A 22,092-nucleotide genomic window follows, 5' to 3' on the forward strand; every position below is an offset into this window, starting at 1 on the left:
TTAGGAACTAAACACTTCGTTCTCCTTTTTAAAACTTTTAAACTCCAGCATATATCCGTTGGGATCTTTAATAAAAAACGACAAATGTTCCCCTGGTTGTTCCTTTAAGAAAGTTGCTTGGGTAACAACTTCCAAGTCTCCGTCACTTAAACGAGCATAGATTTCTCCCCAAGTTTTCACATCTATTATTACTCCAAAGTGAAATGAAGGCAATATCTTTCCTTCAAACACATAATTGGGGTTATTAAAATCGAATTTTCCTGCTTTGGTAAAGGTTATTTGATGTCCAAACAAATTAACGTCCATCCAATTATCATCATGGCGGCCTATCGAAGCTCCAATATGCTTAGTATAAAAAGTTTTTGTAGCCGAAATACTTTGACAAGGTAACGAAAGATGAAACAATGATGCCATAGCTAAATGATTTAAAATTCCTCTATGTAAAATACTAAATATTCGTCAGATTTTTTCTAAATAGACATAAAAAGTTATGGCATCAATACTAGTATTACTCTTCTGAGTCTCCTTCTTTTATCTCTTCAAAACTCACATCATTATCTTCGCCACTATCATCATCTTCTTCGTCCTCTTCCACATAATTTTCCATAGCCTGCACTAAACGCACACCTACCTTTACAAGGTAAATTGTGTCTTCAGTTCTCACTTCTACAGCCTCTACAATTTCGTTCTTGGCATTCTTAAAGGAAATGATATCTGTATCATCGTACCCGTCAGGGAATTTGTCTACCAACAAATCCAAAATATCATCATTCAATTTTTTATAATCTACAATTACTCTTCTCATGTTAATAGAGGGTTACATATTTAACAAGTAGGCAAAAATTAGAGGAGCAACAATGGTGGCATCACTCTCAATAATATATTTGGGTGTATCTATATCCAATTTACCCCAAGTTATCTTTTCGTTTGGGACTGCTCCAGAATACGACCCATAACTAGTTGTAGAGTCACTAATCTGGCAGAAATAACTCCAGAATGGTGTATCGGTACGTTCCATATCCTGATACAACATCGGCACTACACAGATAGGGAAGTCACCTGCAATACCACCTCCTATTTGGAAGAATCCTATTCCGTTTTCAGAATTATCTGTATACCAATCGGCAAGGAAGGTCATATATTCGATCCCCGATTTCATGGTACTGGCCTTTAATTCACCCTTAAGAACATAGCTGGCAAAAATATTCCCCATAGTACTGTCTTCCCACCCTGGAACAACGATAGGTAAGTTCTTTTCTGCAGCAGCATACATCCATGAATCCTTAATGTCTATTTCGTAATACTCTTCCAACACACCCGAAAGCAACATTTTGTACATAAACTCGTGTGGAAAATAGCGTTCTCCTTTATCCTCTGCATCCTTCCAAATTTTATAAATATGCTGTTGCAAACGACGGAATGCTTCCTCTTCTGGAATACAGGTGTCTGTTACACGGTTTAATCCTTTCTCCAACAAATCCCATTCTTCCTGAGGGGTTAAATCACGATAGTTTGGTACGCGTTTGTAATGTGAGTGTGCCACAAGATTCATGATATCCTCTTCTAAGTTAGCTCCTGTACACGAAATGATTTGCACCTTGTCCTGACGGATCATTTCTGCAAAAATCTTTCCCAATTCAGCAGTACTCATTGCTCCTGCCAATGACACCAACATTTTAGCCCCATTGTTCAGTTGATCCTCATAACCCTTTGCTGCATCAACCAATGCCGCGGCATTGAAGTGCAAATAGTATTTCTCTATAAAGTTTGTAATTGCTCCTTTAGTATTCATCTTCATCATCAATTTTTATGTTATTATGCTTAACACCGTTACTTTCGTAAGCTAAATCATCTTCATCACCCACTTCATTCTCTTGGAACTTATAACTCAACATTTTGTAGTAAAGTTTTGCAGCCAAGAAATCTGATGCTTTTTCATCTCCATTAGGACAAAGCTCAACAATGTCGAAACCAACAACGTTTTTCTCTTCGAATACCTTACGTAGAAAATCCAAGGTTTCATACCAGAACAAACCTCCTGGCTCTGGAGTACCTGTAGATGGTAAAATTGAAGGATCTAAAGCGTCTAAATCGAAAGTGATGAATACGTTATCTGTCATTTGCTCAATAGCACGCTCCATCCAATACTCGTCCGTAGCCAACTCATGGGCAAAATACACTTTTTCTTCGTCCATTACGGTTTTCTCCATCACATCCATAGAACGGATTCCAACCTGGATTAGATTCGTAGTTTGACTAGCCTCGTAAACTGCACAAGCGTGGTTACAAGTTGTTCCTTCATACGATTTACGTAAATCGGCATGGGCATCGATGTGCAACACTGTTAAATCATCAAAACACTCGTTGAATGCTCTAATGGTTCCGATAGAAATAGAGTGTTCCCCTCCAAAAAGGGTTACGAACTTGTTCTTCTTAATATATGATTTAGTAGTACGGTGAACAGCTTCAACCATAGCTTCTGGTGAACTATTCTCAGTTACTGCATCGGCCAAATACACACCGTGTTTGTATACCTCTGTACCAGTTTCTATATCATAAAGTTCCATATTTTCAGAAGCTTGTAAAAATGCTTCCGGACCTTTATCTGCTCCTTTTTGCCAAGTACTTGTTCCATCGTATGGCACCGGAATTAATACTACTTTTGCACGCTCTAGCTTACCATAAGCTTCCGGGATTCCAGCGTAAGTTCTAGTTTTCATCGTAACCTAAAATTTTAAGTAAATCTTCACTTTTTTGTTGTTCTTTAAAAATTCTCGTTGTTATGTTTCCGTTATCATCTTTATCGATAAGGATATGTTTTGGTGACGGAATCAGACAGTGTTGCAAACCTCCAAAACCTCCAATGGTTTCCTGATAGGCTCCCGTATTGAAAAAACCAATATACAGCGGTTTGTCTTTATTGAATTTAGGCAAATAAATGGCATTCATATGTTGCTCACTGTTATAATAATCATCACTATCACAAGTAAGTCCGCCTAGTAAGACACGCTCGTAAGTTTCGTGCCAACGGTTCACTGGCAGCATAATAAAACGTTTGTTAATTGCCCAAGTATCCGGAAGGGTTGTAATGAAAGATGAGTTAATCATGTTCCACTTCTCCCTGTCGTTTTGTTGTTTTTGATAGAGCACTTGATAAATAGCTCCACCACTTTCACCTACGGTAAAACTACCGAACTCAGTAAAGATGTTTGGCACATCTACACCTGCTTCGTTACAAGCCGTTTGAATTTGGTTAACAATCTCCTCTATCATGTATTCATAGTCATAATCGAATGCCAAAGAGTTCTTAATTGGGAAACCTCCACCAATATTCAGACTGTCTAAAGTAGGACACACTTTCTTTAGATTAATGTACACCTTCAAACACTTCAACAATTCGTTCCAATAATAGGCATTATCACGAATTCCTGTATTAATAAAAAAGTGCAACATTTTAAGTTCTACCTGATCGTTTTCCTTGATTTGATTGTTATAAAAAGGAACAATATTTCGGTAACCAATACCCAAACGCGATGTATAGAACTCAAACTTTGGTTCTTCTTCCGAAGCGATACGGATACCCACCTTGAATTTACCTTTTATCTCTGAGGTTAACAGACTCAACTCCTCATAATTATCTATAATAGGAATACAATTGTCGTGTCCGCTATTAATAAGGCGAGCTATATTGGTTACATACTGTTCACGCTTGAACCCATTACAAATTACATAAGTATCATTGGTAATCTTGCCATCCTTTTTTAGCTGCTCTACAATATCGATATCGAAAGCCGATGATGTTTCAATATGGATATCATTTTTTAAAGCTTCGTTAAGAACATGTTTAAAATGGCTACTTTTTGTACAGTAACAGTAATGGTATTTCCCCTTGTAGTCAAGCTTCTCAATAGCGTTGCCAAACCAGTTTTTAGCTCTATTGATGTTGTTTGAAATTTGAGGTAAATAGGTAAACTTTAGTGGCGCTCCATAAGTTTCTATAAGTCCCATAAGATCTATACCATGAAAGCGCAAATAACTATTATCTAGCGTAAACTCTTCCTGAGGAAAATAAAAAGTTTGATTGATTAAATCAATATATTTTGTATTCATTATTAAATGTTTGTATGATTTTAACTAAAAAAAGCACAGCCTCTATATGAAGATTTGAGGCAACAAATAATAATGACAGTATCAAACCTGAATCTGTACCTGAGTAGTAGGTACAAAACCAAAGTCATGCTGACGTAGGGTAAGCTTGTCTACGGAAGCTAGCTTTAAAATTCGGTCACTTACACGGTAAGCAGCTTTTGAATATGACTTCCTGATTTTCAAAAGCCCGAACATAGAAACATATCTCATCATGTTCAGCTACTTTGCTGATACAAATGAAGTACATTTTTTTTAAAAACAAATGCTTTTTATATTATTTTTTAATTAAAGCATTTTAAGCGTATTCACCTCTTGCTGAGACAAATGCTTCCAGTGACCACGTGGTAAATCTTTTTTTGTAAGGTGACCTATAGCAACACAATCTATCCTAATGATATCGTATTTAAGGTAATCGAAAATGGTACGAAGAATGGTATTACCCGTATTTTTTATTTTAAGACCAATTTCCTTTTTAGGAGCTCCATCGATATAACTAATCTCTTGTACAGCAACTAACTTCCCATCAATTTTCAGACCTTCCTCGATACGCTTTAGGTCTTCAAATTTCAGGTTTTTATCCAATTCAATGTGGAATAATCGAGACACACCGTTTTTAGAGTTCGTGAATTTCTTCATTATGTCGTCATCATTTGTAAACAACAACAAACCTGTAGAATTTCTCCCTAATCTACCGATAGGTTTAATTCTGGCAGTAGTAGCATTAGCTACCAAATCCATTACTGTACGTCCTTTGGAATCACTTGTAGTAGTTGCGAAGCCCTTGGGTTTATTAAGCAAGACATAGGTTTTAGGCTCTGGATTGATACGCGCACCATCAAAACGAACGTCATCTTCCAACTTTACTTTATATCCCATTTCGGTGACCACTTTACCGTTAACAGTAACCGAACCTATAGATATATGCATATCGGCTTCACGTCGTGAACACACACCAGAATTGGCGATATACTTATTTAGCCTGATACCATCAGAAGCTTGCTTCTCTGTCTTCGACGGTGTTTGTTTCTTTTTAACAGGCGCATTCCCTCTTGCATAACTCTGGTTGCGTTCATTATTACGTCCACGTCCCGAAGTTTTTCCTTTTTTATTGCTGCCTTGTTGTCTGCTCATTTTAAGTAATTTATTTGCTGTAAAGATAATGTAATAATATGGATCATTCCCAAAAGTTATGGTGTATCCTATAAAAACAAAAAGCTTCTCAAAAAATGAGAAGCTTTAAAAGAATTGGTGCGGATGAAGGGAGTCGAACCCCCACGCCTTGCGGCACTAGATCCTAAGTCTAGCGTGTCTACCAATTCCACCACATCCGCTAGTGCTCTTAAGCGGTGCAAATATACACAATGTTTTTAATATTCAAACTTCTTTTCAAAAAATTTGTTTTCCTTTTTGTACTTTTGAATCAAACACAAATAAAGCTTATGGAAAACATACAATCTTATGTCGCCGAACATAAAGAACGCTTTCTAAATGAACTCATCGACCTACTCAAAATCCCATCTATTAGCGCTGACTCAGCTTATTCTGGGGATGTAAAGAAAACCGCTGAAGCAGTAAAAACCAGACTTGAAGAAGCTGGTTGTGACCATGTGGAAATCTGTCCTACAGCAGGTCATCCAATTGTTTATGGCGAAAAGATTATCGATAAAAATTTACCAACGGTATTGGTTTACGGTCACTACGATGTCCAACCGCCGGATCCATTAGACCTTTGGACTTCTCCTCCATTTGAACCTGTTATAAAAAATACCGAGTTGCACCCAGATGGTGCCATATTCGCTCGTGGAGCTTGTGATGATAAAGGGCAAATGTATATGCACGTCAAGGCTATGGAGTTTATGACTAAAACCAGCCAACTGCCTTGTAATGTAAAATTCATGATAGAGGGCGAAGAGGAAGTTGGTAGCGCCAACCTTGCCACTTTTGTTAAGGAAAACAGGGAAAAACTAAAAAATGATGTTATCCTGATTTCCGATACCGGGATGATTGCAAAAGACACCCCTTCAATTACTACAGGACTTCGTGGATTAAGCTATGTAGAAGTTGAAGTGACTGGGCCAAACCGAGACCTACATTCTGGATTGTATGGTGGTGCCGTAGCTAACCCCATCAACATACTATCTAGGATGATAGCATCACTTCATGATGAAAACAACCATATTACTATTCCTGGCTTTTATGATAAAGTAGAAGAACTCACCAGAGAAGAACGAGATGCTATGGCTAAAGCACCGTTTTCTTTAGACGCCTACAAAAAATCAATCGACATTGGAGATGTATATGGTGAAGCTGGATACACAACTAACGAACGTAACTCTATTCGCCCAACTTTAGATGTTAATGGTATTTGGGGAGGTTACATTGGTGAAGGAGCCAAAACAGTATTGCCAAGTAAAGCTTTTGCAAAAATATCAATGCGTTTAGTACCAAATCAAGACTGGGAAGAAATCACCCAATTGTTCAAAACACATTTTGAAAGTATCGCACCAAAGAGCGTACGCGTAAAAGTAACACCTCATCATGGTGGCCAAGGATATGTAACTCCAATCGAAAGCTTAGGCTACCAAGCTGCATCTAAAGCTTATCAAGACACCTTTGGAAAAACTCCCATCCCCCAAAGAAGTGGAGGAAGTATTCCAATCGTTTCCTTATTTGAGCAAGAGCTTGAAAGTAAAACCATTTTAATGGGCTTTGGATTGGATAGCGATGCCATCCACTCCCCTAATGAACATTTTGGTGTTTGGAACTACTTGAAAGGTATTGAAACAATACCTTATTTTTACAAATACTTTACAGAATTATCAAAATAAGAAAAGCCGCTCAAATGAGCGGCTTTTAGATTTAAAAACCTCACCAATAACATATTACACAGAACCCCATACAAAATACTTCTCGAGTACTTATATTGGAGTAATAACCTCAAAAAAAAACACAACAAACTACAAAACAACCACTTACAAGGGAATTAAACTTTTTTTCCAATTATCAGAAAGATATATAACACTTAAAACGTAGCTTTACGCCTTCAAAACTAACTAATTACTAATTATCAAATCGCAGTTTTGTTACGTCTTAATGGTTAAATAGAGTAATAGAATTGCCTCAAACACTACCGTATGAAAAAATTATTATTGGGAGTAATTTTTTGCGCAGGTTGTTATGGGTATGCACAAGACAACAATGCAGAAATTACAACGAATGAAACTACTTCTAAAAGTACAAATTTGTACAACAAATGGTCTATCGATTTAGGAGGTGGACTGCACAAACCAATTAGGCCATTTGCAGATGGCTACCAAACAGGAACCTTATCTCCTTGGCAAACTTCCCTTGGAGTTCGATATATGTTTAGTGAAAGCTTTGGTCTTCGTATCGATGGGGGCTACAATAAAATTGAAAATAGTGACAACAGTAAAAAATTTGAAACTAACTATTACCGCACAGACATAGAAGGAGTTGTAAACTTAGGCAGCATTGCTGGTTTTAGAACTTTCTCTAACCGTTTTAACGTTCTATTGCACGCAGGTGTTGGCGCCTCATTTATTTACCCAGATTACAATGAGGACGTTGTTGCCTTGGCTATGGGAAAAACCCCAGAATACCAAGACGATACAATGATTAATTTTATTGGAGGTATTACCCCACAAATACGATTAGGCAGACAGATTGCATTCTTTCTAGACTTTTCAGCTGTAGGCCACCTGAAACAAGGTGTCAACTTTGACGGAACAGAGGCTACAGGCTCGAGAGGCTTTGATGGATATATGATTAACACTTCTGCTGGTCTAAATATCTATCTTGGTGGAGCAAGCCGTCATGCCGATTGGTACTCTAGTTTAGAAGACCTAAAAAAGAAGGTTGAAAAGAATGAAAAACGCATCAACGAAGCTGAACAAACTCTTGAAGCAATAGAAGAAGAAATCGCCAAGAATGAAGAAGATCGCGATGGCAATGGAGTTCCCGACCGTATAGAGCAAGGACTTGACAAAAAATACCTTACTAAGGACGATTTTGAAAAGGAATTTGACAATGCTATGAAAAACCAAGACAATGCAGCCCTTTACAAAGAGCTTATTGAGATAGGATACACCAATGTGTACTTTAAGTCAAACAGTAGTGATCCTGAAAATTTTGATGCCATAAATTTCCTAAGAGTCTATATGTTACAAAATTCAGAGGTTAAGGCAGAGATTATTGGTTATGCTGACGGATCAGGGCAAGCCAAATACAACAATTGGTTATCTGAAAAACGTGCTAAACGAGTTTATGACATCTTGATTTCATCTGGAATTAGTACCGACAGACTATCTTACAGAGGTGCTGGAGAAGAAAACACTATCAATCAAGATTCTGTAGACTCACGACGTTTATCAAGACGTGTTGAGTTTAGATTAATTGAATAATTCTTTATTCAGAATACTAAAAAGCCACTCCTAGGAGTGGCTTTTTTTTTGAGCCATCATCTACAAAAAAATAGCATTTAAGCGACATTTTTAATTTCACCCAAGCAATTAAAACATCTTACGTTTTTTAACGTTCTAATTATCAGTCATCAATCAAAAATATCACATATTATGTTAAAACAATTTTTCATTCTTTGTTCGGGAGCAGACAAGGATATCGTTGAAAGTTGCTCCAATGGAGAACAAAATAAATACGCAGGTATTGGCGCTACAGTTTTCTTCACCGCCTTAATGGCTACAATTGCATCTGGATACGCACTTTATACTGTGTTTTATAACCATTTCACAGCAGTAGTCTTTGGTCTCCTTTGGGGGCTACTTATCTTCAATTTAGACCGCTTTATTGTTTCAACTATAAAGAAACGAAACAACAAACTTGACGAAACAATACAAGCGCTTCCTAGAATTGTATTGGCCATAATTATTGCAATAGTCATAGCAAAGCCTCTTGAATTGAAAATCTTTGAAAAGGAAATCGACAGGGCTCTACTTGAAGAAAAAAATAATCTAACGCTAGCCAATCAGGAACAAATTGCTCAACAATTCACTCCTGAAATAACGGTTCTTAAAAATGAGATTACACAATTAGAACATCAACTTGCAACAAAAGAGAATGAGGTTAACAACTTGTACAGCACCTATATTGCCGAAGCTGAAGGCAGAGAAGGAACAAAATTACTAGGAAAAGGTCCTGTTTACAAAGAGAAACGAGATAAGCATGACGCTGCTCTTGCTGAACTGCAGGAACTTAAAACGGCAAATAAAGAGAAAATAAACAATTTGGAAACATCGATTGCACAACTACAAAGTCAATACAAAAATCAAGTAGCCAACACTCAGCCCGTAATTGATAAATTTGATGGGCTAATGGCTAGAGTAAATGCTTTAGAAAAACTTCCTTGGCTACCATCATTTTTCATTTTCTTGTTGTTTTTAGCTATAGAAACCTCTCCTATATTTGCCAAGCTTCTCTCCCCAAAAGGAGAATACGATTTCAAGCTTGAAGATAAGGAAACAGCTGTAAAAACCGTAGTAGAGCAAAATGTGCATCAACGTAAAGCACTACTGAATACTGATATGGAAATAAACAACAGGATATATGCAGATATTGCTCAAGAAGAAGAGCTCTACACCTACAAGCGCAAAAAGGCCAGAGAGCTTATGCAACTCCAGGCCGATGCCTTTTTTAAACAACATAAAAGTAGCTTATAATACCATACTTATAACAACTTAAGTGTTCTTAGATGCTCATACATATCCCTACAGCCAAAACCCGTTATATAGAGTTTTTTCTGTAACTGTCGGGATTGTTTGTACAGATCTTCGAAAGCAGAAACGCCCTCGCTATCAACATTCTCTAATTCATCAATATTGATAACAATACGATTGTTCCTCTTAAGTATACTTTTAAAATGTGATTGGAATTTTTTCACATTGCTTTTGTTAAGACTCCCCTTAACTTCAAACGCTTCGTTGTGGTTCACGATCTCCAGTGCCATAATTTTTTCAAGTTTGTTCTGTTTGGTTACCTACAAGTTAAGCGCTATTAATCGTTATATAAAGGTGGTGATTTTTCAGATAACCACCATATAATTTCGACCAAAAACAGGTTCCTTTGCCGTATGATTTTCAAAGGTTTATATAACAAAAAAAGACTTACACATTAATATTATGAGTAAGTCTTTTTACTAAAATTTCATTTAGAATTAACTAAATCTTCTTTACATATTTAGTAAGTATAACAATGTGTTGTCCTTCCACTTTTCCTTCTATTTGTTCCGGATTATCATGCACTAAAGAAATTCTTCTCACTGCAGTTCCTCGTTTAGCAGTTAAACTAGACCCTTTAACATCCAAATCCTTAATCAATACAACACTATCACCATTTTCTAGTACCACACCATTACTATCAAGATGTTTTACCACATCGTCTTCATCAATATGGTCTCCCGAAGACTTTGCAAATTCCAAAGTTTCATCATCCAAGTACAACATATCTAAAAGATCTTGTGGCCAACCTTCCAAACGCAAACGATTTAACATTCTCCAAGCCATAACCTGAACAGGTTTATGTTCACTCCACATACTGTCGTTCAAACAACGCCAATGATTTGCATCAATCTCTTCTGGGTTTTCAATTTGCGTTTTACATGCGTTACAAACTAAAATTGATGTATCTAATGTTGAAGAAGTAGCTGGTGGTAATTGTAAAACAGATAGTTTTTCGGAAGCTCCACATAATTCACAACTCTTATTACTTCTGGATTGAAGATCTTTTTCTAAACTCATAATTTTCTTTTATGGACAACAAAAATAAACTAAAATATAGTAGGCACAAGAAATGTTTTTGTTCTAACCAACCATCAAGAAACAATCGTTTCTTTGGTTAGCTTACCATTGACACGCCTCAAAATACTCAACGGGTTGCCATTTTTTAATGCTTCAGGTAAAAATTTTTCCGGCCAATTTTGATAACTAATGGGCCTAACCCATCTTCTGATGGAATCTACCCCCACAGCTGTAAATCGGGAATCGGTTGACGCAGGATAAGGTCCACCGTGAAACATTGCCGAACAAACCTCAACACCTGTAGGCACACCATTGAATACCAATCGCCCAACACGACTTTTAAGAGCATCAACAAGTTGAGCATTCTTCATCACTTCATCATCCTCTGCGATTATTGTTCCTGTGAGCTGTCCCTCCAACCTTCGAATTAATGTTTCCATTTGATCCACAGAACAGCACTCAACAATAATTGCATATGGCCCAAAAACTTCTTGATGTAAAATTGGATTATTCAAAAATACATCACCATCTACCTTCACCAAAACTTGTCGCGCATAATTTACTGGTATATCGCCATCAAACCGTTCTATTACTTCCACACCTTTTTGAGACAAAGCCTTTGAAGAATTAAGTTCATAGGACCTCTTAATATTAGGATGCAACATACTCGTGGGAGCTACTTTAGTTAACTTGTTTGCCAGCTCAGACTTAAATGACTCCAAAACATCTCCTTTAATACTTAGCAACAATCCGGGATTAGTACAGAACTGCCCCGTATCTTGAGTCATTGAAACCGTTAACATGTCAGTTATTTCGCTTTGCCTATTTTCGATAGCTTTAGGCATAAGAACTATAGGATTAACACTACCCATTTCGGCAAAAACAGGAATGGGTTCCTCACGTTTTGCAGCCAAATCAAACAAAGCTCTCCCTCCTTTTATACTTCCTGTAAAACCTACAGCTTTTACTCCTGAGTGTTTCACAAGATTAACACCAACATCAATACCACTACTGTTAAGATTTGAAAACACTCCATTGGGCATTGCTGTTGCTTTGGCCGCATTAATAACCGCCTTAGCTACCATTTCTCCAGTTCCTGCATGCATAGGGTGCGATTTTACTATAACTGGACAACCTGCAGCTAAAGCTGCCGCTGTATCTCCTCCTGCTGTAGAATAGGCCAAAGGGAAATTGCTGGCTCCAAAAACTACTACTGGACCAAGAGGTACAGACATTTTTCTTAAATCGGGTTTTGGCTTAGGCTTTCTAGCTAAATTACCAGTTTCGATCGTAGCGTCTATCCAAGAGCCATCGGCCACCAAATCTGCAAAATTCTTCAACTGAAAAACAGTTCGCGTCCGCTCTACCGCAGCACGCTCTTTTGTTAAGCCAGATTCCAAACAAAACATTTCCAAAAGTGCATCGCCAAGACCCAAAATATTATCCGCGATTGTTATCAAAAACTCTGCTTTAGCCTTACCTTCAATGCTCTTATATACATTAAACGCCTTTTGAGCCAAAGCAACGGCCTCTTCAACCTCCTCTATCGTTGCCTCGGTAAATACCGTTTTGTTATTCTCATTTATAATAGGATTAAATGTTCTATACGTCACCATTCCTTTAGCTGATAGAGAGCTACCTAAATAGTTCATCCCGGTGATTAAACTTTCTTTCATAACTTAATATTTATCTAGCATAAATCCTTTAAACACGAAATTAGAAGTATTACTACTTCCCACCAAAGCATAACCATTTAATTCCTTAAAAAGAAAAAAGGGATGTTAGAACATCCCTTTTTAAACTAAAATTTACTTGGTTTAAATACCATGAATGTAGGTATAAATATAATCCCCGTGCTTTCCTGTAAAGTACTTGCCCATTTTTTTACCCATTTCCTTTTGAGTCTTTTCATCTGACCATTTAGCCTTAAAAAGTTCATCATTTTTGTCAAGCATAGCTTCCAAATCAGTAAGGTTATCAAGTAAAAAACCTTCAACAAATTCAGTTCTATCAGATCCCCAAGCATGGGCATTAGGGTAGTAAGCTTTTATTAAATCGTTTTTGAAGAACACGTTTTCAATATACATTTTACTTAATTCCTCAAACTCTTTTTGGGAACCGTCATCTGGAAAAGCAAAATGACTTTTTCTAACATAAAGCACCATATCTTTTGATGGAGGCGAAGCCATAAGTTTTGCATTTGGCATAGTGGCATAAATCTCATCTGAATGATAATCAGAATAGTACCCCATACGTTTTTTTTCAAAATCCCCTCTTGCCTTTTCATCCGGCCAAGCCGCTTTTATCAGTTCTTCGTTACGCTCACTAGCTTTACCAATGGCCTCCCAATTAGGATAGCTTTGCACATAAATAAGCTCAGTGTTATCAGGTGTAAAATAGTGCATATAAAAAGAAGATCCCTGAACGTACTCATTCTTACTAGTTACCTTGTCCTTAAATTCCTTTTCTACTGCTTTCCATGTATCCATGTCAAAATTATCATTATTCATGTTCCAATGCATTGTAGTCACAGTAATATACTCAGGGCGTTTATCTTCTTGTGAAAAGGATGAAGTAAACATTAAAACCATTGCTAGAATAGCAATATAAACACGATAGCCGACTGTCTTCATAATATTGAATTTTAAATTAGTATAAGGTTAATTATTTTTTAAAACTAAAAATCTGGGACACCTCAATACAATTAAGTAAGTCGTAATTATTAAGAAAATCCTTTTTTCGGAATTTCATATAGTTTAAGATAGAAGCTACACTAAAATACAAAAAATCCTAATACACTAACGCAAAGTTACTTACAAATTTTAACGCAATCTTTCTTGCACGTACTTGGGAAGTCCGTTAACTACCATTTGATAAGAATGGTCAATTAAAGACTTAAGAACACCATTGGAAAGTTCTCCCTTATAAACTCTAACCGTGTTCCAATGTTTTTTACTCATATGCCACCCAGATACCACACTCTGGTATGTTGCCCGAAGCTCTAAAGCATATTCAGGGTCGCATTTGAGGTTAATTGACCCTTTGCCCTCTTCCCATCGTTTTAGAGATGAAAGCACAAACATTTTTCCCGCAACCTTAAACACCAAAGTATCGTTATCGAACGGAAAGCCTTCCGAAACTTCCTTTTTACTTAAACAGTATTCGCGTAATTCTTCGATGTTCATAAAACTTTGCTTCAATCTTTATTCCAAGATTAAGATTGCTTTCATTCGTTTGAAATAGATTTTGGCTCCTTGGAATTGTTCTCAATTTCTAAAGCTGAATAATCTAAATTCCAACCTATAGTTTCAACGATATTTTTCATGATCAATATAGCCTCCAACGCTTCCTTTTTGGCTGTTTCCATCAATCCACTTTCAGGGATTTTATCCATGATGTGCTTTTTAGCCTCTTGGTTAAGAACAGTTAGATCTTCTGGAGCGAACTTATTGAAAAGACCATCTTTGATATCGTAGTACTTCAAGTCTGGCTCAATGGAAAGCACTTCTGGCTGAGGCATATGCTTTAAACGTATAGTCCTTCTTGCATCATCGGCTTCGATATCCAATTTACTTAAATCGTAACCGATATGGGCTTTTGCATTGATAACAATCAACGCCTTTTTTCTACTGTTAACAAGCCCCATTAGCCGCTGCTTGATATTCTCGTGATGGTAAATTTCGGCAAATTCCCCCTCTACTGTAATTAGCTTGCAAACCGTTTTGATTTTCTCCATGAGAATAACAGATTGAGTTTGAGTAAGCTCTTTACTCTTATACTTTCTAAAAAGAGAGAAGACCCAAAGCGCAATAAGAACGCCAAGGATTAAACTCAGAACAGCTACCAATAAATCCTGCATGTTTAGACCGGTTAAGTGTTACTATTCGGTTGCCTTATACAGCACCGGCTTAGACGGTGATGCATCGTTTTCAAAAGGTGCTATTTGTAAATTTAAGAAATAAGTACCGTCTTCAACAGTATTGGGGACATAAATAAACTCTGTAATGGTAGCATCTAATCGAACCTTTCCAGAAGTATTCCAAAATGCATTATGCGATAACAGTTTACCTTCATCCTTTTCTTTATCGACACTTGGCAAATCTACAAGCAAATGCTTAATCCCTTTTTCTCGAAGATATTCGGCAGCTTCTTCCAATAAATAAGGTGGATTAGTGTGCGAATACTGCTTGTGTAATTTCTCCTTAGTGTTTGGAAGTGTTCGAATAACGATAGCATCTCGCTTTTTATTTCCTAAGGCGTACTGCAATTGTTTTTTGGAAATAACAAAATCCCCCTCTATTTTCTCTGGCGGAATCGTTACCAATTCGGCCAAGAAAACAAACGCTTTCAGATTTTGGTTTATGGAATGAAAATCCTTTGTAATGTGCCCTACACATTCAGTATGTGTTCCATGGGCGTGAGGATTAAATGAAATATTATTGAAATTAGTAGAAGCTCCCGCTTCTACACTACCTACCCAATCATCCATAGTCACTGGAGATATAGTAGGTTCATCAACATACCAAGCGTTAACGTTATCTTTTGATGCTCTTAAAGCAATGGAAATATCTATGGGTTGGGCAAAGTCTACATCGTACTTTCTAGACCCCACTTGAATTGTTGCTATCATAACCCAAATATACTAAATCATAAAAAGGTCTGATGCTATTCCATCACACAAAAACTTACCTTTTGCTGTAGTTTTTAAGTACCCTTTTTCAACAATCACAGTAGCATTATCGATATGTTTTTGAGACTGACTTAAAAGTTGACTCAAAACTGGTTCTCCAAACTCATTCCTAACGAAATCTAACGAAACGCCCCAAACGGTTCTAAGGCCTGTCATGATGTATTCATTGAATCTATCAGCCAAACTAAGCTCTTCGTATTCACTTGGCAACTTACCTTCCTCAAGGGCTTGAATATATTTTGTATTGTTGGCAACATTCCAACTTCTTACTTTTCCATTGAATGAATGTGCCGAAGGACCAATACCTATATATGGTTTCCCCTTCCAATACGATGTATTGTGCTTAGAGAAATAGTTGGGCTTACCAAAGTTTGAAATCTCATAATGCTCCATACCTTTTTTAGCAGTCTCTTCCATCAAAATCACAAAATGTTTTGATGCCAACTCTTCAGATAATGGAGGATATGTTCCTTTTTCAATAAAAGTCTCCAAAGCAGTTTTGGACTCAACGGTAAGTGCATAACTCGAAATATGGGGAATACCAAACCCAAATGCTATATCCAAATTTTCTCGCCATTGTTCTTCTGTCATATCTGGAATACCGTAAATTAAATCGATTGTAATATTATCGAAATAATGGGTAGCCAACTCCAAACAGGCCTGAGCTTCTTTTGCATTATGGGCTCGATTCATGGCTTTTAAATGCTCTTCAAAAAAGGACTGAATTCCAATACTCAGTCTATTTACAGGACCTTGGTCAAGCTCTTTGATTTTTTCATAGGAAAGATCGTCCGGATTTGCTTCGAGTGTGATTTCGGCAGTTTCTGAAATCTTATAATTAGAATATATGACTTGAAAAATTTCTTCTAATTCCTCTTTGGTCAGTAGAGAGGGTGTACCTCCACCCAAATAAATTGTTTCTACAGTTATACCTGAAAACTCATTTTTTCTCAGTTCTAACTCCTTAACCAAGGCATGCACTAGTGCTACCTTCTTTTTCAGAGATGTTGAAAAATGGAAATCACAATAGTAACAAGCTTGTTTACAAAATGGAATATGGATATAGATACCTGCCATGAGCCAAATTTAGTGCAGATATCTGAGAAATTATCTAATCTTATCCTGATTCTGTTTAACAAAACTTTCCCAACCTGAATAACTTTTACCTACGTCTAAACGGCCTTGGTTATAAAAATGGCAAACGGCAGCTGCCAATCCGTCTGTTGCATCCAGGTTCTTGGGTAAAGTTTTCAACTTGAGCAGGCTCTGAAGCATTTTGGCCACTTGCTCTTTACTGGCATTACCGTTTCCAGTAATCGCCATCTTAATTTTTTTAGGGGAGTATTCTGTAATTGTCACCTCTCTAGATAGTCCTGCCGCCATAGCTACTCCCTGTGCACGGCCAAGCTTTAACATACTCTGAACATTTTTACCAAAAAATGGGGCTTCAATGGCAATATCGTCAGGATGGTATGTATCAATTAGTTCTATAGTGCGCTCAAAAATGAGCTTAAGCTTTAAATAATGATCTGAGTACTTGGATAAATTTAGTTCATTAAGTTGTAGAAACTGCATTTGTTTACCTACTATCTTAATGAGTCCGAACCCCATAATGGTGGTCCCTGGATCTATCCCTAATATTATCTTTTCCTCTGGCATTAATAACACTTACACCAATCGCTTCCAACAGAAATAGAAACTCCTACCGAAGCGGTAACAAGATCTCCCTTTACAGCAAAACCATCTTCAAATGATGAGTTTTTTCTATAGTCTCTTTCTCCAAAACTATATATATAGGAACCATCCATAAAAACGGTTACCGATCTTGAAACAGCATAATGAAGCTGACCTCCAAATCTCAAGTTTGCAAAATTTTCATTATTATCGGCATACTTACCCAATGGCTTTGTAAAGGTGTAACCTGGTCCTATATGAACCGTTGCACTAAAATCCCTTGGCAACATAAACTGAAAAATCTCTGTTACATCATATACAAAATGCACATTTAAGTTCGTGTAATTGGCTTTAAATTCTGGTGAGGTTTCTGCGTCTAAGTTTTTAAACCTGTTATAACCCAAATCGGCTCTTACTCCTATTTTTTCAGTAAACAGGTGCTGAACACCTAATTGAATGGTTGGAAAATTAACATCTTGGGAATAGAACCCATTCGTATAGCCTTCTCCAAAAGGATGGTTAACTCCTAGGGCTACTTGTAACTTCCATTCGTCCATGGATGCCTGGGCAAAGCCTTGGGCAGTAACAAAAGAAAGAAAGATGACTGCTAATAATTGTTTTAAGGTTAAGTTCATTGTAATTGAATAAATGGTTTAATTTGTGTTTATGTTAGAGATAACGCACAAAACTAAAAAAATCTTTTTAGCAACAATGAAATTAATTATCGTTGTTGCTTCTTTTTATTTTATCTATTACAAATTGAAACACAATCAAACAATTACCGTTTCAGTTTTTAAAAAAAGCTACACTAAAAGCAATTTATTTTTAAGTAGCAGCCTATTTTCTCTTTTCTCCCTAACAGTACTCAACTGGTTTTTAGAGATTAAGAAGTGGCAGCAACTTACATGGAGCTTTAATGCTATACCTTTCAAAAAAGCAATAGAACAAACACTAGGAGCGTATACCGTCTCATTGTTTACACCTAACCGAATTGGAGAGTATGGAGCTAAAACATTATATTTTACGAAAGACAAGAAAAAGGAGGCCATAGTAGCTAATTTAATTGGTAATTCGTCACAAATGATTACGACTTTTGGCTTTGGCCTCCTAGGGTTATTTTTCTACACAAAAAAACATTTACCTCCCATAAACTTCCTAAACTTAAATAGAACTCACTTAATCCTACTCACTGTTATTTGTTTTTTATTAATTATATTTTACAAACAAACATTTATTGAGGAATTATTTAAACTAGTTAAAAACACCCCTAAATCCACTTACCATACAACCTTACTCCTATCGGCATCAAGATATCTAGTATTTTCATTTCAGTTTTATTTTTTACTTATACTTTTTCACGTTAAAATAGAGTACTCAGTAGCAATGATGGCTATTTCAGTGATGTATCTCTTTAGCTCGGTGATTCCATCTTTAGCAATTCTGGATATCGCTATTAAAGGGAGTGTATCTGTATATGTATTTTCACAATTAGGAGTACCAGAAATTCCAATACTAAACACTGTTACATCTATATGGATACTTAACAGTGCCTTGCCTGCAATAATTGGGAGCTATTATGTTTTTAAATTTAAACTCCCTTTAAAGGACAATTTATGTTACTCATAACAGCTACCATTACCTTTATATATATTGGATTGATAGGAAGTTTAATCTATGGTTTTAATATGGTGAAACAACCTATTATCACAACAACCACAGAAAAAACAAGTTTTTCAATAATCATACCTTTTAGAAATGAAGCTATTAATCTGCCTCAATTATTGGGTAGTTTGAAAGAATTAAATTATCCGCATCAACTTTTTGAAATTATAATGGTTAATGACAGCTCTATGGATAATTCTGAAGCGATTATTTTATCTTTTTCAAATAAAAACCCATCCTTAAACATTAAGTTAATTAATAACGAAAGACTATCTCCTTCCCCAAAAAAAGATGCAATAAATACCGCTATCGAAATTGCCGATCACGATTGGATTATAACTACTGATGCCGATTGTATTCTACCTATTAACTGGTTAAAGCGATATGATACTTCTATACAAAACCATGAAACTGTTTGTATTGCGGGACCTGTATCGTATTATGGGTATTCTAACTTTTTGGAACTGTTTCAAAGTATTGATTTTTTAAGTTTACAGGGAGTAACCATTGGTAGTTTTGGCCTTAATATCCCTTTTATGGCAAACGGGGCAAACCTTGCCTATAAAAAATCTACTTTTAAAGAACTAGGTGGGTTTGAAGGCAATACTGATATAGCTAGTGGAGATGATGTATTCTTGTTGGAAAAGATAACTTCAAAATTCAAAAAATCTGTTTATTATTTAAAATCACGAGACTCAATTGTTATGACCAAACCAGAGAAAACTTGGGTTGGGCTTATAATGCAAAGAAAACGATGGGCAGCAAAATCTAGTAACTATAATAGTTTTTTTGGTAAATTCAGTGCCTTAACAGTGTTGCTAACAAACAGTTTTTTAGTTTTTTTGTTTGTATTTTCATGTTTTGGGCTTACTCAATGGAAAGCATTTTCTCTAATTACTATTTCAAAAGTTATTGTTGATTATATCTTAATTAAACGAACCGCCTTTTTTTTTAATCAAAAACAAATCCTTTCAAGTTACCTTCCCTCAGCAATACTATATCCTTTTTTCTGCTGTTACGTAGGCATATGTTCCTTGTTTTCAAAATATGAATGGAAAGGACGAACATTTCAAAAATAACTACTATCTCAGTTTTATTTTTTAGATTTACTTGACTACAACCATATAAACCAAATGAAAAAATTTTTTCTCTTCATTGCTGCCGTTCTCTTTAACGGCTATATGTTCTGCCAAAATTCATACATTATAAACAACGAAACCGTAGAGCTGAAAACCGCAGTAGATGGTAATATTGATTTACTTTGGAATACAATTGACAGACAATATAGATATTTCATTCGTATTGAAGATGGCTCAATTTCTGAATTAAAAAACACAAAGGGCACAGATAAAAAATATCAAGAAGAATATAAATCGGTTTTAAGTAAGGCTACATCCGAAGCAAACCTTTCAACAGAAGATGTAAAACTTACTCTTCCCTCACTTAAAAAATATATTGAAGAATACAATGCAACGGTTGACACTAATTTTGTTGTTAATAATGAAAGAGTAAAAATCGCTATGCGTCTTAGTGCTTACGCTGGGATCACCAATCAACCGTATGTAAACAATCCAGAAAACACCATTGTTCCCTATTTAGGAACTGAATTTGAAGTTTCCGAACATGTTTATATGTCAAAACACTCTTTATTCTTCAGACTCAATCATGCTTTCGATTCTAATGAATTTCAATATTCTGACACTCAAATGGAAGTAGGCTACCGCTATCGCTTTTTAAACAGAACTAAATTTAATGTTTATGGGAATATAACCATGGCGACCTATACTTTTTCAAAAAGGACTGTAACTTATGAAGACCCTTTTAATTCAGGAACATATGTTTCTTACGAAGAAAAAGAATCTGGACTTGAAGCCCCTCTAAGTTTTGGTCTGGGAGCAGATTATCGAGTAGGAAAAGGTTTTTTGATGTTTTCTTACAATAAAATCATCGCTATTTTTTTGGATAACCAAGGAAATTTCCCTTTGGATTTTACCCTAGGTTATAAGATTAAGCTATAACCCCTAATTCATCTGAATGACTATAGGTAAGGTAAACTGAGTCTTTACCTGTTGCCCCCTTTTAATAGCTGGGTAAATTTTAGGCAAGGCAGATAGACTCTCCTCAATATAGCTCTTCAAGTTCGGGATTTCAAAAACGGTAAGACTATCACTTTGCATATCCAATAATGTAAGTTGTCCTTTATCAGAAATATCAAACTTTATCCTAATTGTATCATTAATATCTCGAGTAACAACAATATGTTTTTCTTTTAAATAATCTGCAATATTTGTTGTTAAGGTTTTTTCAAAGCAAGTTTTCCTTTCTGACTGCGACTCTACAGAATTACATGTTTCAAACGCAGGATATTCATCAACTTCTTTCCAGTTAAAAGATTGAAGCTCCTCTGTTAGAATATCTTTTGACGAAGTTTTCTCAGTGTTATAAAACTCACAAGAACTCAGTAACATTATAAATAACAACAAGCTTATTGGTTTCATGATATTTCCTCTTACATTGAAAAGTACAATTTTTAAATGACTTAAACAGTGTCACTATCAAACATATTGATATAGGGGTAGTTTTCTTATATAGTAGTAACATTTCTTCTTTAACTTTGTCAAACACTAAAACCGATTTATGGATATTTTACTAGCTCTTTCAGGTCTTGTTTTTATTATTCTTGGCATTTTTGGAAGTTTTCTTCCTGTTTTACCAGGCCCTCCACTGAGCTGGGTTGGTCTACTCCTTCTTTACCTAACCAAAGCAGTACCAAACAACTGGACACTCTTGGTAATTACATTGGTAATCGCAGTTTTCGTTTTCGCTTTAGACTACGTTATCCCTGCTATGGGAACAAAGCGATTTGGAGGTACTAAAGCGGGTATGTTAGGTACTACAATTGGGCTTTTAGTTTCAATAATATTCCCTATACTTGGGATATTTGGCATTATAGTATGGCCATTCATAGGAGCCCTACTCGGTGAACTCATTAACAAAGCAAATTCAAAAACCGCCCTAAAAGCAGCATTTGGCTCTTTTATTGGGTTTCTTGCCGGCACTTTTTTGAAATTTATTATTGCAATTGTTTATTCAGGTCTTTTTATTAAGGTGTTTTGGGAATTTAAGTCTGAAATATTCACCCTATAA

General features: G+C 36.0%; 25 protein-coding genes and 1 tRNA gene. 7 read left to right on the forward strand and 19 right to left on the reverse strand.

Features of this window, described 5'->3' with window-relative positions; translation table 11 throughout:
• From PWU04_RS01245 to PWU04_RS01280, 8 genes are all read right to left on the reverse strand, one after another.
• Positions 1 to 414, reverse strand: a complete 414-nt coding sequence (locus PWU04_RS01245) for a VOC family protein (protein WP_274473983.1) — start codon at positions 412 to 414, stop codon at positions 1 to 3.
• Positions 415 to 508: 94 nt separating this feature from the next.
• Entirely contained in the window at positions 509 to 805 is a 297-nt protein-coding gene (locus tag PWU04_RS01250; RefSeq protein WP_274473984.1) for a hypothetical protein, read from the reverse strand.
• A 12-nt stretch (positions 806 to 817) separates the two neighbouring features.
• Positions 818 to 1,792 carry a deoxyhypusine synthase family protein gene (locus PWU04_RS01255; RefSeq protein WP_274474262.1) on the reverse strand — a complete coding sequence of 325 codons (975 nt, stop codon included), beginning with the start codon at positions 1,790 to 1,792 and terminating at the stop codon, positions 818 to 820.
• Positions 1,782 to 2,720 carry an agmatinase gene (gene speB / locus PWU04_RS01260; RefSeq protein ID WP_274473985.1) on the reverse strand — a complete coding sequence of 313 codons (939 nt, stop codon included), beginning with the start codon at positions 2,718 to 2,720 and terminating at the stop codon, positions 1,782 to 1,784. Before speB ends, PWU04_RS01255 begins: the two co-directional genes overlap by 11 nt.
• Positions 2,710 to 4,110, reverse strand: a complete 1,401-nt coding sequence (locus tag PWU04_RS01265; protein ID WP_274473986.1) for an arginine decarboxylase — start codon at positions 4,108 to 4,110, stop codon at positions 2,710 to 2,712. The genes speB and PWU04_RS01265 overlap by 11 nt, the downstream gene beginning before the upstream one ends.
• Before the next feature lie 81 nt (positions 4,111 to 4,191).
• A complete protein-coding gene (locus tag PWU04_RS01270) occupies positions 4,192 to 4,362 on the reverse strand; it encodes a hypothetical protein (protein WP_274473987.1) in 171 nt (56 codons plus the stop codon).
• A gap of 72 nt (positions 4,363 to 4,434) precedes the next feature.
• A complete protein-coding gene (locus tag PWU04_RS01275; protein ID WP_274473988.1) occupies positions 4,435 to 5,280 on the reverse strand; it encodes a pseudouridine synthase in 846 nt (281 codons plus the stop codon).
• A 115-nt stretch (positions 5,281 to 5,395) separates the two neighbouring features.
• A tRNA-Leu gene (locus tag PWU04_RS01280) sits at positions 5,396 to 5,480 on the reverse strand.
• Between the two features lie 108 nt (positions 5,481 to 5,588).
• On the opposite strand from PWU04_RS01280, the gene PWU04_RS01285 reads away from it, so the two are divergent.
• The 3 genes from PWU04_RS01285 (at position 5,589) to PWU04_RS01295 (ending at position 9,842) form a co-directional block, all read left to right on the forward strand.
• Positions 5,589 to 6,977, forward strand: coding sequence for a dipeptidase (locus PWU04_RS01285; RefSeq protein WP_274473989.1), 1,389 nt, complete (start codon positions 5,589 to 5,591; stop codon positions 6,975 to 6,977).
• 306 nt (positions 6,978 to 7,283) lie between these two features.
• Entirely contained in the window at positions 7,284 to 8,570 is a 1,287-nt protein-coding gene (locus PWU04_RS01290) for an OmpA family protein (protein WP_274473990.1), read from the forward strand.
• A 171-nt stretch (positions 8,571 to 8,741) separates the two neighbouring features.
• Positions 8,742 to 9,842, forward strand: coding sequence for a DUF4407 domain-containing protein (locus PWU04_RS01295; RefSeq protein ID WP_274473991.1), 1,101 nt, complete (start codon positions 8,742 to 8,744; stop codon positions 9,840 to 9,842).
• A gap of 8 nt (positions 9,843 to 9,850) precedes the next feature.
• On the opposite strand, the gene PWU04_RS01300 is transcribed toward PWU04_RS01295, so the two are convergent.
• From PWU04_RS01300 to PWU04_RS01345, 10 genes are all read right to left on the reverse strand, one after another.
• The gene (locus PWU04_RS01300; protein WP_274473992.1) at positions 9,851 to 10,129 is read right to left on the reverse strand and encodes an STAS domain-containing protein; all 279 of its coding nucleotides are present in this window, start codon (positions 10,127 to 10,129) and stop codon (positions 9,851 to 9,853) included.
• A gap of 211 nt (positions 10,130 to 10,340) precedes the next feature.
• Positions 10,341 to 10,919 (reverse strand): PhnA domain-containing protein, encoded by a 579-nt coding sequence (locus PWU04_RS01305; RefSeq protein WP_274473993.1) that lies wholly within the window; start codon positions 10,917 to 10,919, stop codon positions 10,341 to 10,343.
• A 74-nt stretch (positions 10,920 to 10,993) separates the two neighbouring features.
• The gene (locus PWU04_RS01310) at positions 10,994 to 12,595 is read right to left on the reverse strand and encodes an aldehyde dehydrogenase (NADP(+)) (RefSeq protein ID WP_274473994.1); all 1,602 of its coding nucleotides are present in this window, start codon (positions 12,593 to 12,595) and stop codon (positions 10,994 to 10,996) included.
• Positions 12,596 to 12,736: 141 nt separating this feature from the next.
• Complete coding sequence (locus tag PWU04_RS01315; RefSeq protein ID WP_274473995.1) at positions 12,737 to 13,552, reverse strand: hypothetical protein; 816 nt, start codon at positions 13,550 to 13,552, stop codon at positions 12,737 to 12,739.
• A 189-nt stretch (positions 13,553 to 13,741) separates the two neighbouring features.
• Positions 13,742 to 14,104: an MmcQ/YjbR family DNA-binding protein gene (locus PWU04_RS01320; protein ID WP_274473996.1), complete on the reverse strand. Its 363-nt coding sequence runs from the start codon at positions 14,102 to 14,104 to the stop codon at positions 13,742 to 13,744.
• A gap of 41 nt (positions 14,105 to 14,145) precedes the next feature.
• Complete coding sequence (locus PWU04_RS01325) at positions 14,146 to 14,778, reverse strand: DUF4230 domain-containing protein (RefSeq protein ID WP_274473997.1); 633 nt, start codon at positions 14,776 to 14,778, stop codon at positions 14,146 to 14,148.
• A gap of 21 nt (positions 14,779 to 14,799) precedes the next feature.
• Positions 14,800 to 15,549: a cyclase family protein gene (locus tag PWU04_RS01330; RefSeq protein WP_274473998.1), complete on the reverse strand. Its 750-nt coding sequence runs from the start codon at positions 15,547 to 15,549 to the stop codon at positions 14,800 to 14,802.
• Between the two features lie 12 nt (positions 15,550 to 15,561).
• Positions 15,562 to 16,686, reverse strand: a complete 1,125-nt coding sequence (gene hemW / locus PWU04_RS01335) for a radical SAM family heme chaperone HemW (RefSeq protein WP_274473999.1) — start codon at positions 16,684 to 16,686, stop codon at positions 15,562 to 15,564.
• 30 nt (positions 16,687 to 16,716) lie between these two features.
• Positions 16,717 to 17,268 (reverse strand): crossover junction endodeoxyribonuclease RuvC, encoded by a 552-nt coding sequence (gene ruvC, locus PWU04_RS01340; protein WP_274474000.1) that lies wholly within the window; start codon positions 17,266 to 17,268, stop codon positions 16,717 to 16,719.
• Positions 17,268 to 17,918 (reverse strand): outer membrane beta-barrel protein, encoded by a 651-nt coding sequence (locus PWU04_RS01345; RefSeq protein ID WP_274474001.1) that lies wholly within the window; start codon positions 17,916 to 17,918, stop codon positions 17,268 to 17,270. The genes ruvC and PWU04_RS01345 overlap by 1 nt, the downstream gene beginning before the upstream one ends.
• Before the next feature lie 76 nt (positions 17,919 to 17,994).
• On the opposite strand from PWU04_RS01345, the gene PWU04_RS01350 reads away from it, so the two are divergent.
• The 3 genes from PWU04_RS01350 to PWU04_RS01360 are packed head-to-tail and all read left to right on the forward strand — an operon-like array spanning position 17,995 to position 20,963.
• Positions 17,995 to 18,909, forward strand: coding sequence for a hypothetical protein (locus tag PWU04_RS01350; RefSeq protein ID WP_274474002.1), 915 nt, complete (start codon positions 17,995 to 17,997; stop codon positions 18,907 to 18,909).
• Positions 18,897 to 20,024 (forward strand): glycosyltransferase family 2 protein, encoded by a 1,128-nt coding sequence (locus PWU04_RS01355; protein ID WP_274474003.1) that lies wholly within the window; start codon positions 18,897 to 18,899, stop codon positions 20,022 to 20,024. The genes PWU04_RS01350 and PWU04_RS01355 overlap by 13 nt, the downstream gene beginning before the upstream one ends.
• 54 nt (positions 20,025 to 20,078) lie before the next feature.
• Entirely contained in the window at positions 20,079 to 20,963 is an 885-nt protein-coding gene (locus PWU04_RS01360) for a porin family protein (protein WP_274474004.1), read from the forward strand.
• Between the two features lie 3 nt (positions 20,964 to 20,966).
• On the opposite strand, the gene PWU04_RS01365 is transcribed toward PWU04_RS01360, so the two are convergent.
• Positions 20,967 to 21,443 carry a hypothetical protein gene (locus tag PWU04_RS01365; protein WP_274474005.1) on the reverse strand — a complete coding sequence of 159 codons (477 nt, stop codon included), beginning with the start codon at positions 21,441 to 21,443 and terminating at the stop codon, positions 20,967 to 20,969.
• Positions 21,444 to 21,582: 139 nt separating this feature from the next.
• Between PWU04_RS01365 and PWU04_RS01370 the strand changes: the two genes are divergently transcribed.
• Positions 21,583 to 22,092 (forward strand): DUF456 domain-containing protein, encoded by a 510-nt coding sequence (locus PWU04_RS01370; protein WP_274474006.1) that lies wholly within the window; start codon positions 21,583 to 21,585, stop codon positions 22,090 to 22,092.

Source organism: Mangrovimonas aestuarii (assembly GCF_028767185.1).
Classification (GTDB): domain Bacteria; phylum Bacteroidota; class Bacteroidia; order Flavobacteriales; family Flavobacteriaceae; genus Mangrovimonas_B; species Mangrovimonas_B aestuarii.

Excerpts from the sequence above, each read along its gene's own strand:
- PWU04_RS01265 (WP_274473986.1), bottom strand. The coding sequence starts at position 4,110 with ATGAATACAAAATATATTGATTTAATCAATCAAACTTTTTATTTTCCT.
- PWU04_RS01355 (WP_274474003.1), top strand. The coding sequence starts at position 18,897 with ATGTTACTCATAACAGCTACCATTACCTTTATATATATTGGATTGATA.
- PWU04_RS01295 (WP_274473991.1), top strand. The coding sequence starts at position 8,742 with ATGTTAAAACAATTTTTCATTCTTTGTTCGGGAGCAGACAAGGATATC.
- ruvC (WP_274474000.1), bottom strand. The coding sequence starts at position 17,268 with ATGCCAGAGGAAAAGATAATATTAGGGATAGATCCAGGGACCACCATT.
- PWU04_RS01245 (WP_274473983.1), bottom strand. The coding sequence starts at position 414 with ATGGCATCATTGTTTCATCTTTCGTTACCTTGTCAAAGTATTTCGGCT.
- PWU04_RS01310 (WP_274473994.1), bottom strand. The coding sequence starts at position 12,595 with ATGAAAGAAAGTTTAATCACCGGGATGAACTATTTAGGTAGCTCTCTA.
- PWU04_RS01315 (WP_274473995.1), bottom strand. The coding sequence starts at position 13,552 with ATGAAGACAGTCGGCTATCGTGTTTATATTGCTATTCTAGCAATGGTT.
- PWU04_RS01320 (WP_274473996.1), bottom strand. The coding sequence starts at position 14,104 with ATGAACATCGAAGAATTACGCGAATACTGTTTAAGTAAAAAGGAAGTT.
- PWU04_RS01270 (WP_274473987.1), bottom strand. The coding sequence starts at position 4,362 with ATGATGAGATATGTTTCTATGTTCGGGCTTTTGAAAATCAGGAAGTCA.
- speB (WP_274473985.1), bottom strand. The coding sequence starts at position 2,720 with ATGAAAACTAGAACTTACGCTGGAATCCCGGAAGCTTATGGTAAGCTA.
- PWU04_RS01275 (WP_274473988.1), bottom strand. The coding sequence starts at position 5,280 with ATGAGCAGACAACAAGGCAGCAATAAAAAAGGAAAAACTTCGGGACGT.
- PWU04_RS01370 (WP_274474006.1), top strand. The coding sequence starts at position 21,583 with ATGGATATTTTACTAGCTCTTTCAGGTCTTGTTTTTATTATTCTTGGC.
- PWU04_RS01290 (WP_274473990.1), top strand. The coding sequence starts at position 7,284 with ATGAAAAAATTATTATTGGGAGTAATTTTTTGCGCAGGTTGTTATGGG.
- PWU04_RS01255 (WP_274474262.1), bottom strand. The coding sequence starts at position 1,792 with ATGAATACTAAAGGAGCAATTACAAACTTTATAGAGAAATACTATTTG.
- PWU04_RS01325 (WP_274473997.1), bottom strand. The coding sequence starts at position 14,778 with ATGCAGGATTTATTGGTAGCTGTTCTGAGTTTAATCCTTGGCGTTCTT.
- PWU04_RS01285 (WP_274473989.1), top strand. The coding sequence starts at position 5,589 with ATGGAAAACATACAATCTTATGTCGCCGAACATAAAGAACGCTTTCTA.
- hemW (WP_274473999.1), bottom strand. The coding sequence starts at position 16,686 with ATGGCAGGTATCTATATCCATATTCCATTTTGTAAACAAGCTTGTTAC.
- PWU04_RS01305 (WP_274473993.1), bottom strand. The coding sequence starts at position 10,919 with ATGAGTTTAGAAAAAGATCTTCAATCCAGAAGTAATAAGAGTTGTGAA.
- PWU04_RS01345 (WP_274474001.1), bottom strand. The coding sequence starts at position 17,918 with ATGAACTTAACCTTAAAACAATTATTAGCAGTCATCTTTCTTTCTTTT.
- PWU04_RS01250 (WP_274473984.1), bottom strand. The coding sequence starts at position 805 with ATGAGAAGAGTAATTGTAGATTATAAAAAATTGAATGATGATATTTTG.
- PWU04_RS01360 (WP_274474004.1), top strand. The coding sequence starts at position 20,079 with ATGAAAAAATTTTTTCTCTTCATTGCTGCCGTTCTCTTTAACGGCTAT.
- PWU04_RS01365 (WP_274474005.1), bottom strand. The coding sequence starts at position 21,443 with ATGAAACCAATAAGCTTGTTGTTATTTATAATGTTACTGAGTTCTTGT.
- PWU04_RS01300 (WP_274473992.1), bottom strand. The coding sequence starts at position 10,129 with ATGGCACTGGAGATCGTGAACCACAACGAAGCGTTTGAAGTTAAGGGG.
- PWU04_RS01350 (WP_274474002.1), top strand. The coding sequence starts at position 17,995 with ATGAAATTAATTATCGTTGTTGCTTCTTTTTATTTTATCTATTACAAA.
- PWU04_RS01330 (WP_274473998.1), bottom strand. The coding sequence starts at position 15,549 with ATGATAGCAACAATTCAAGTGGGGTCTAGAAAGTACGATGTAGACTTT.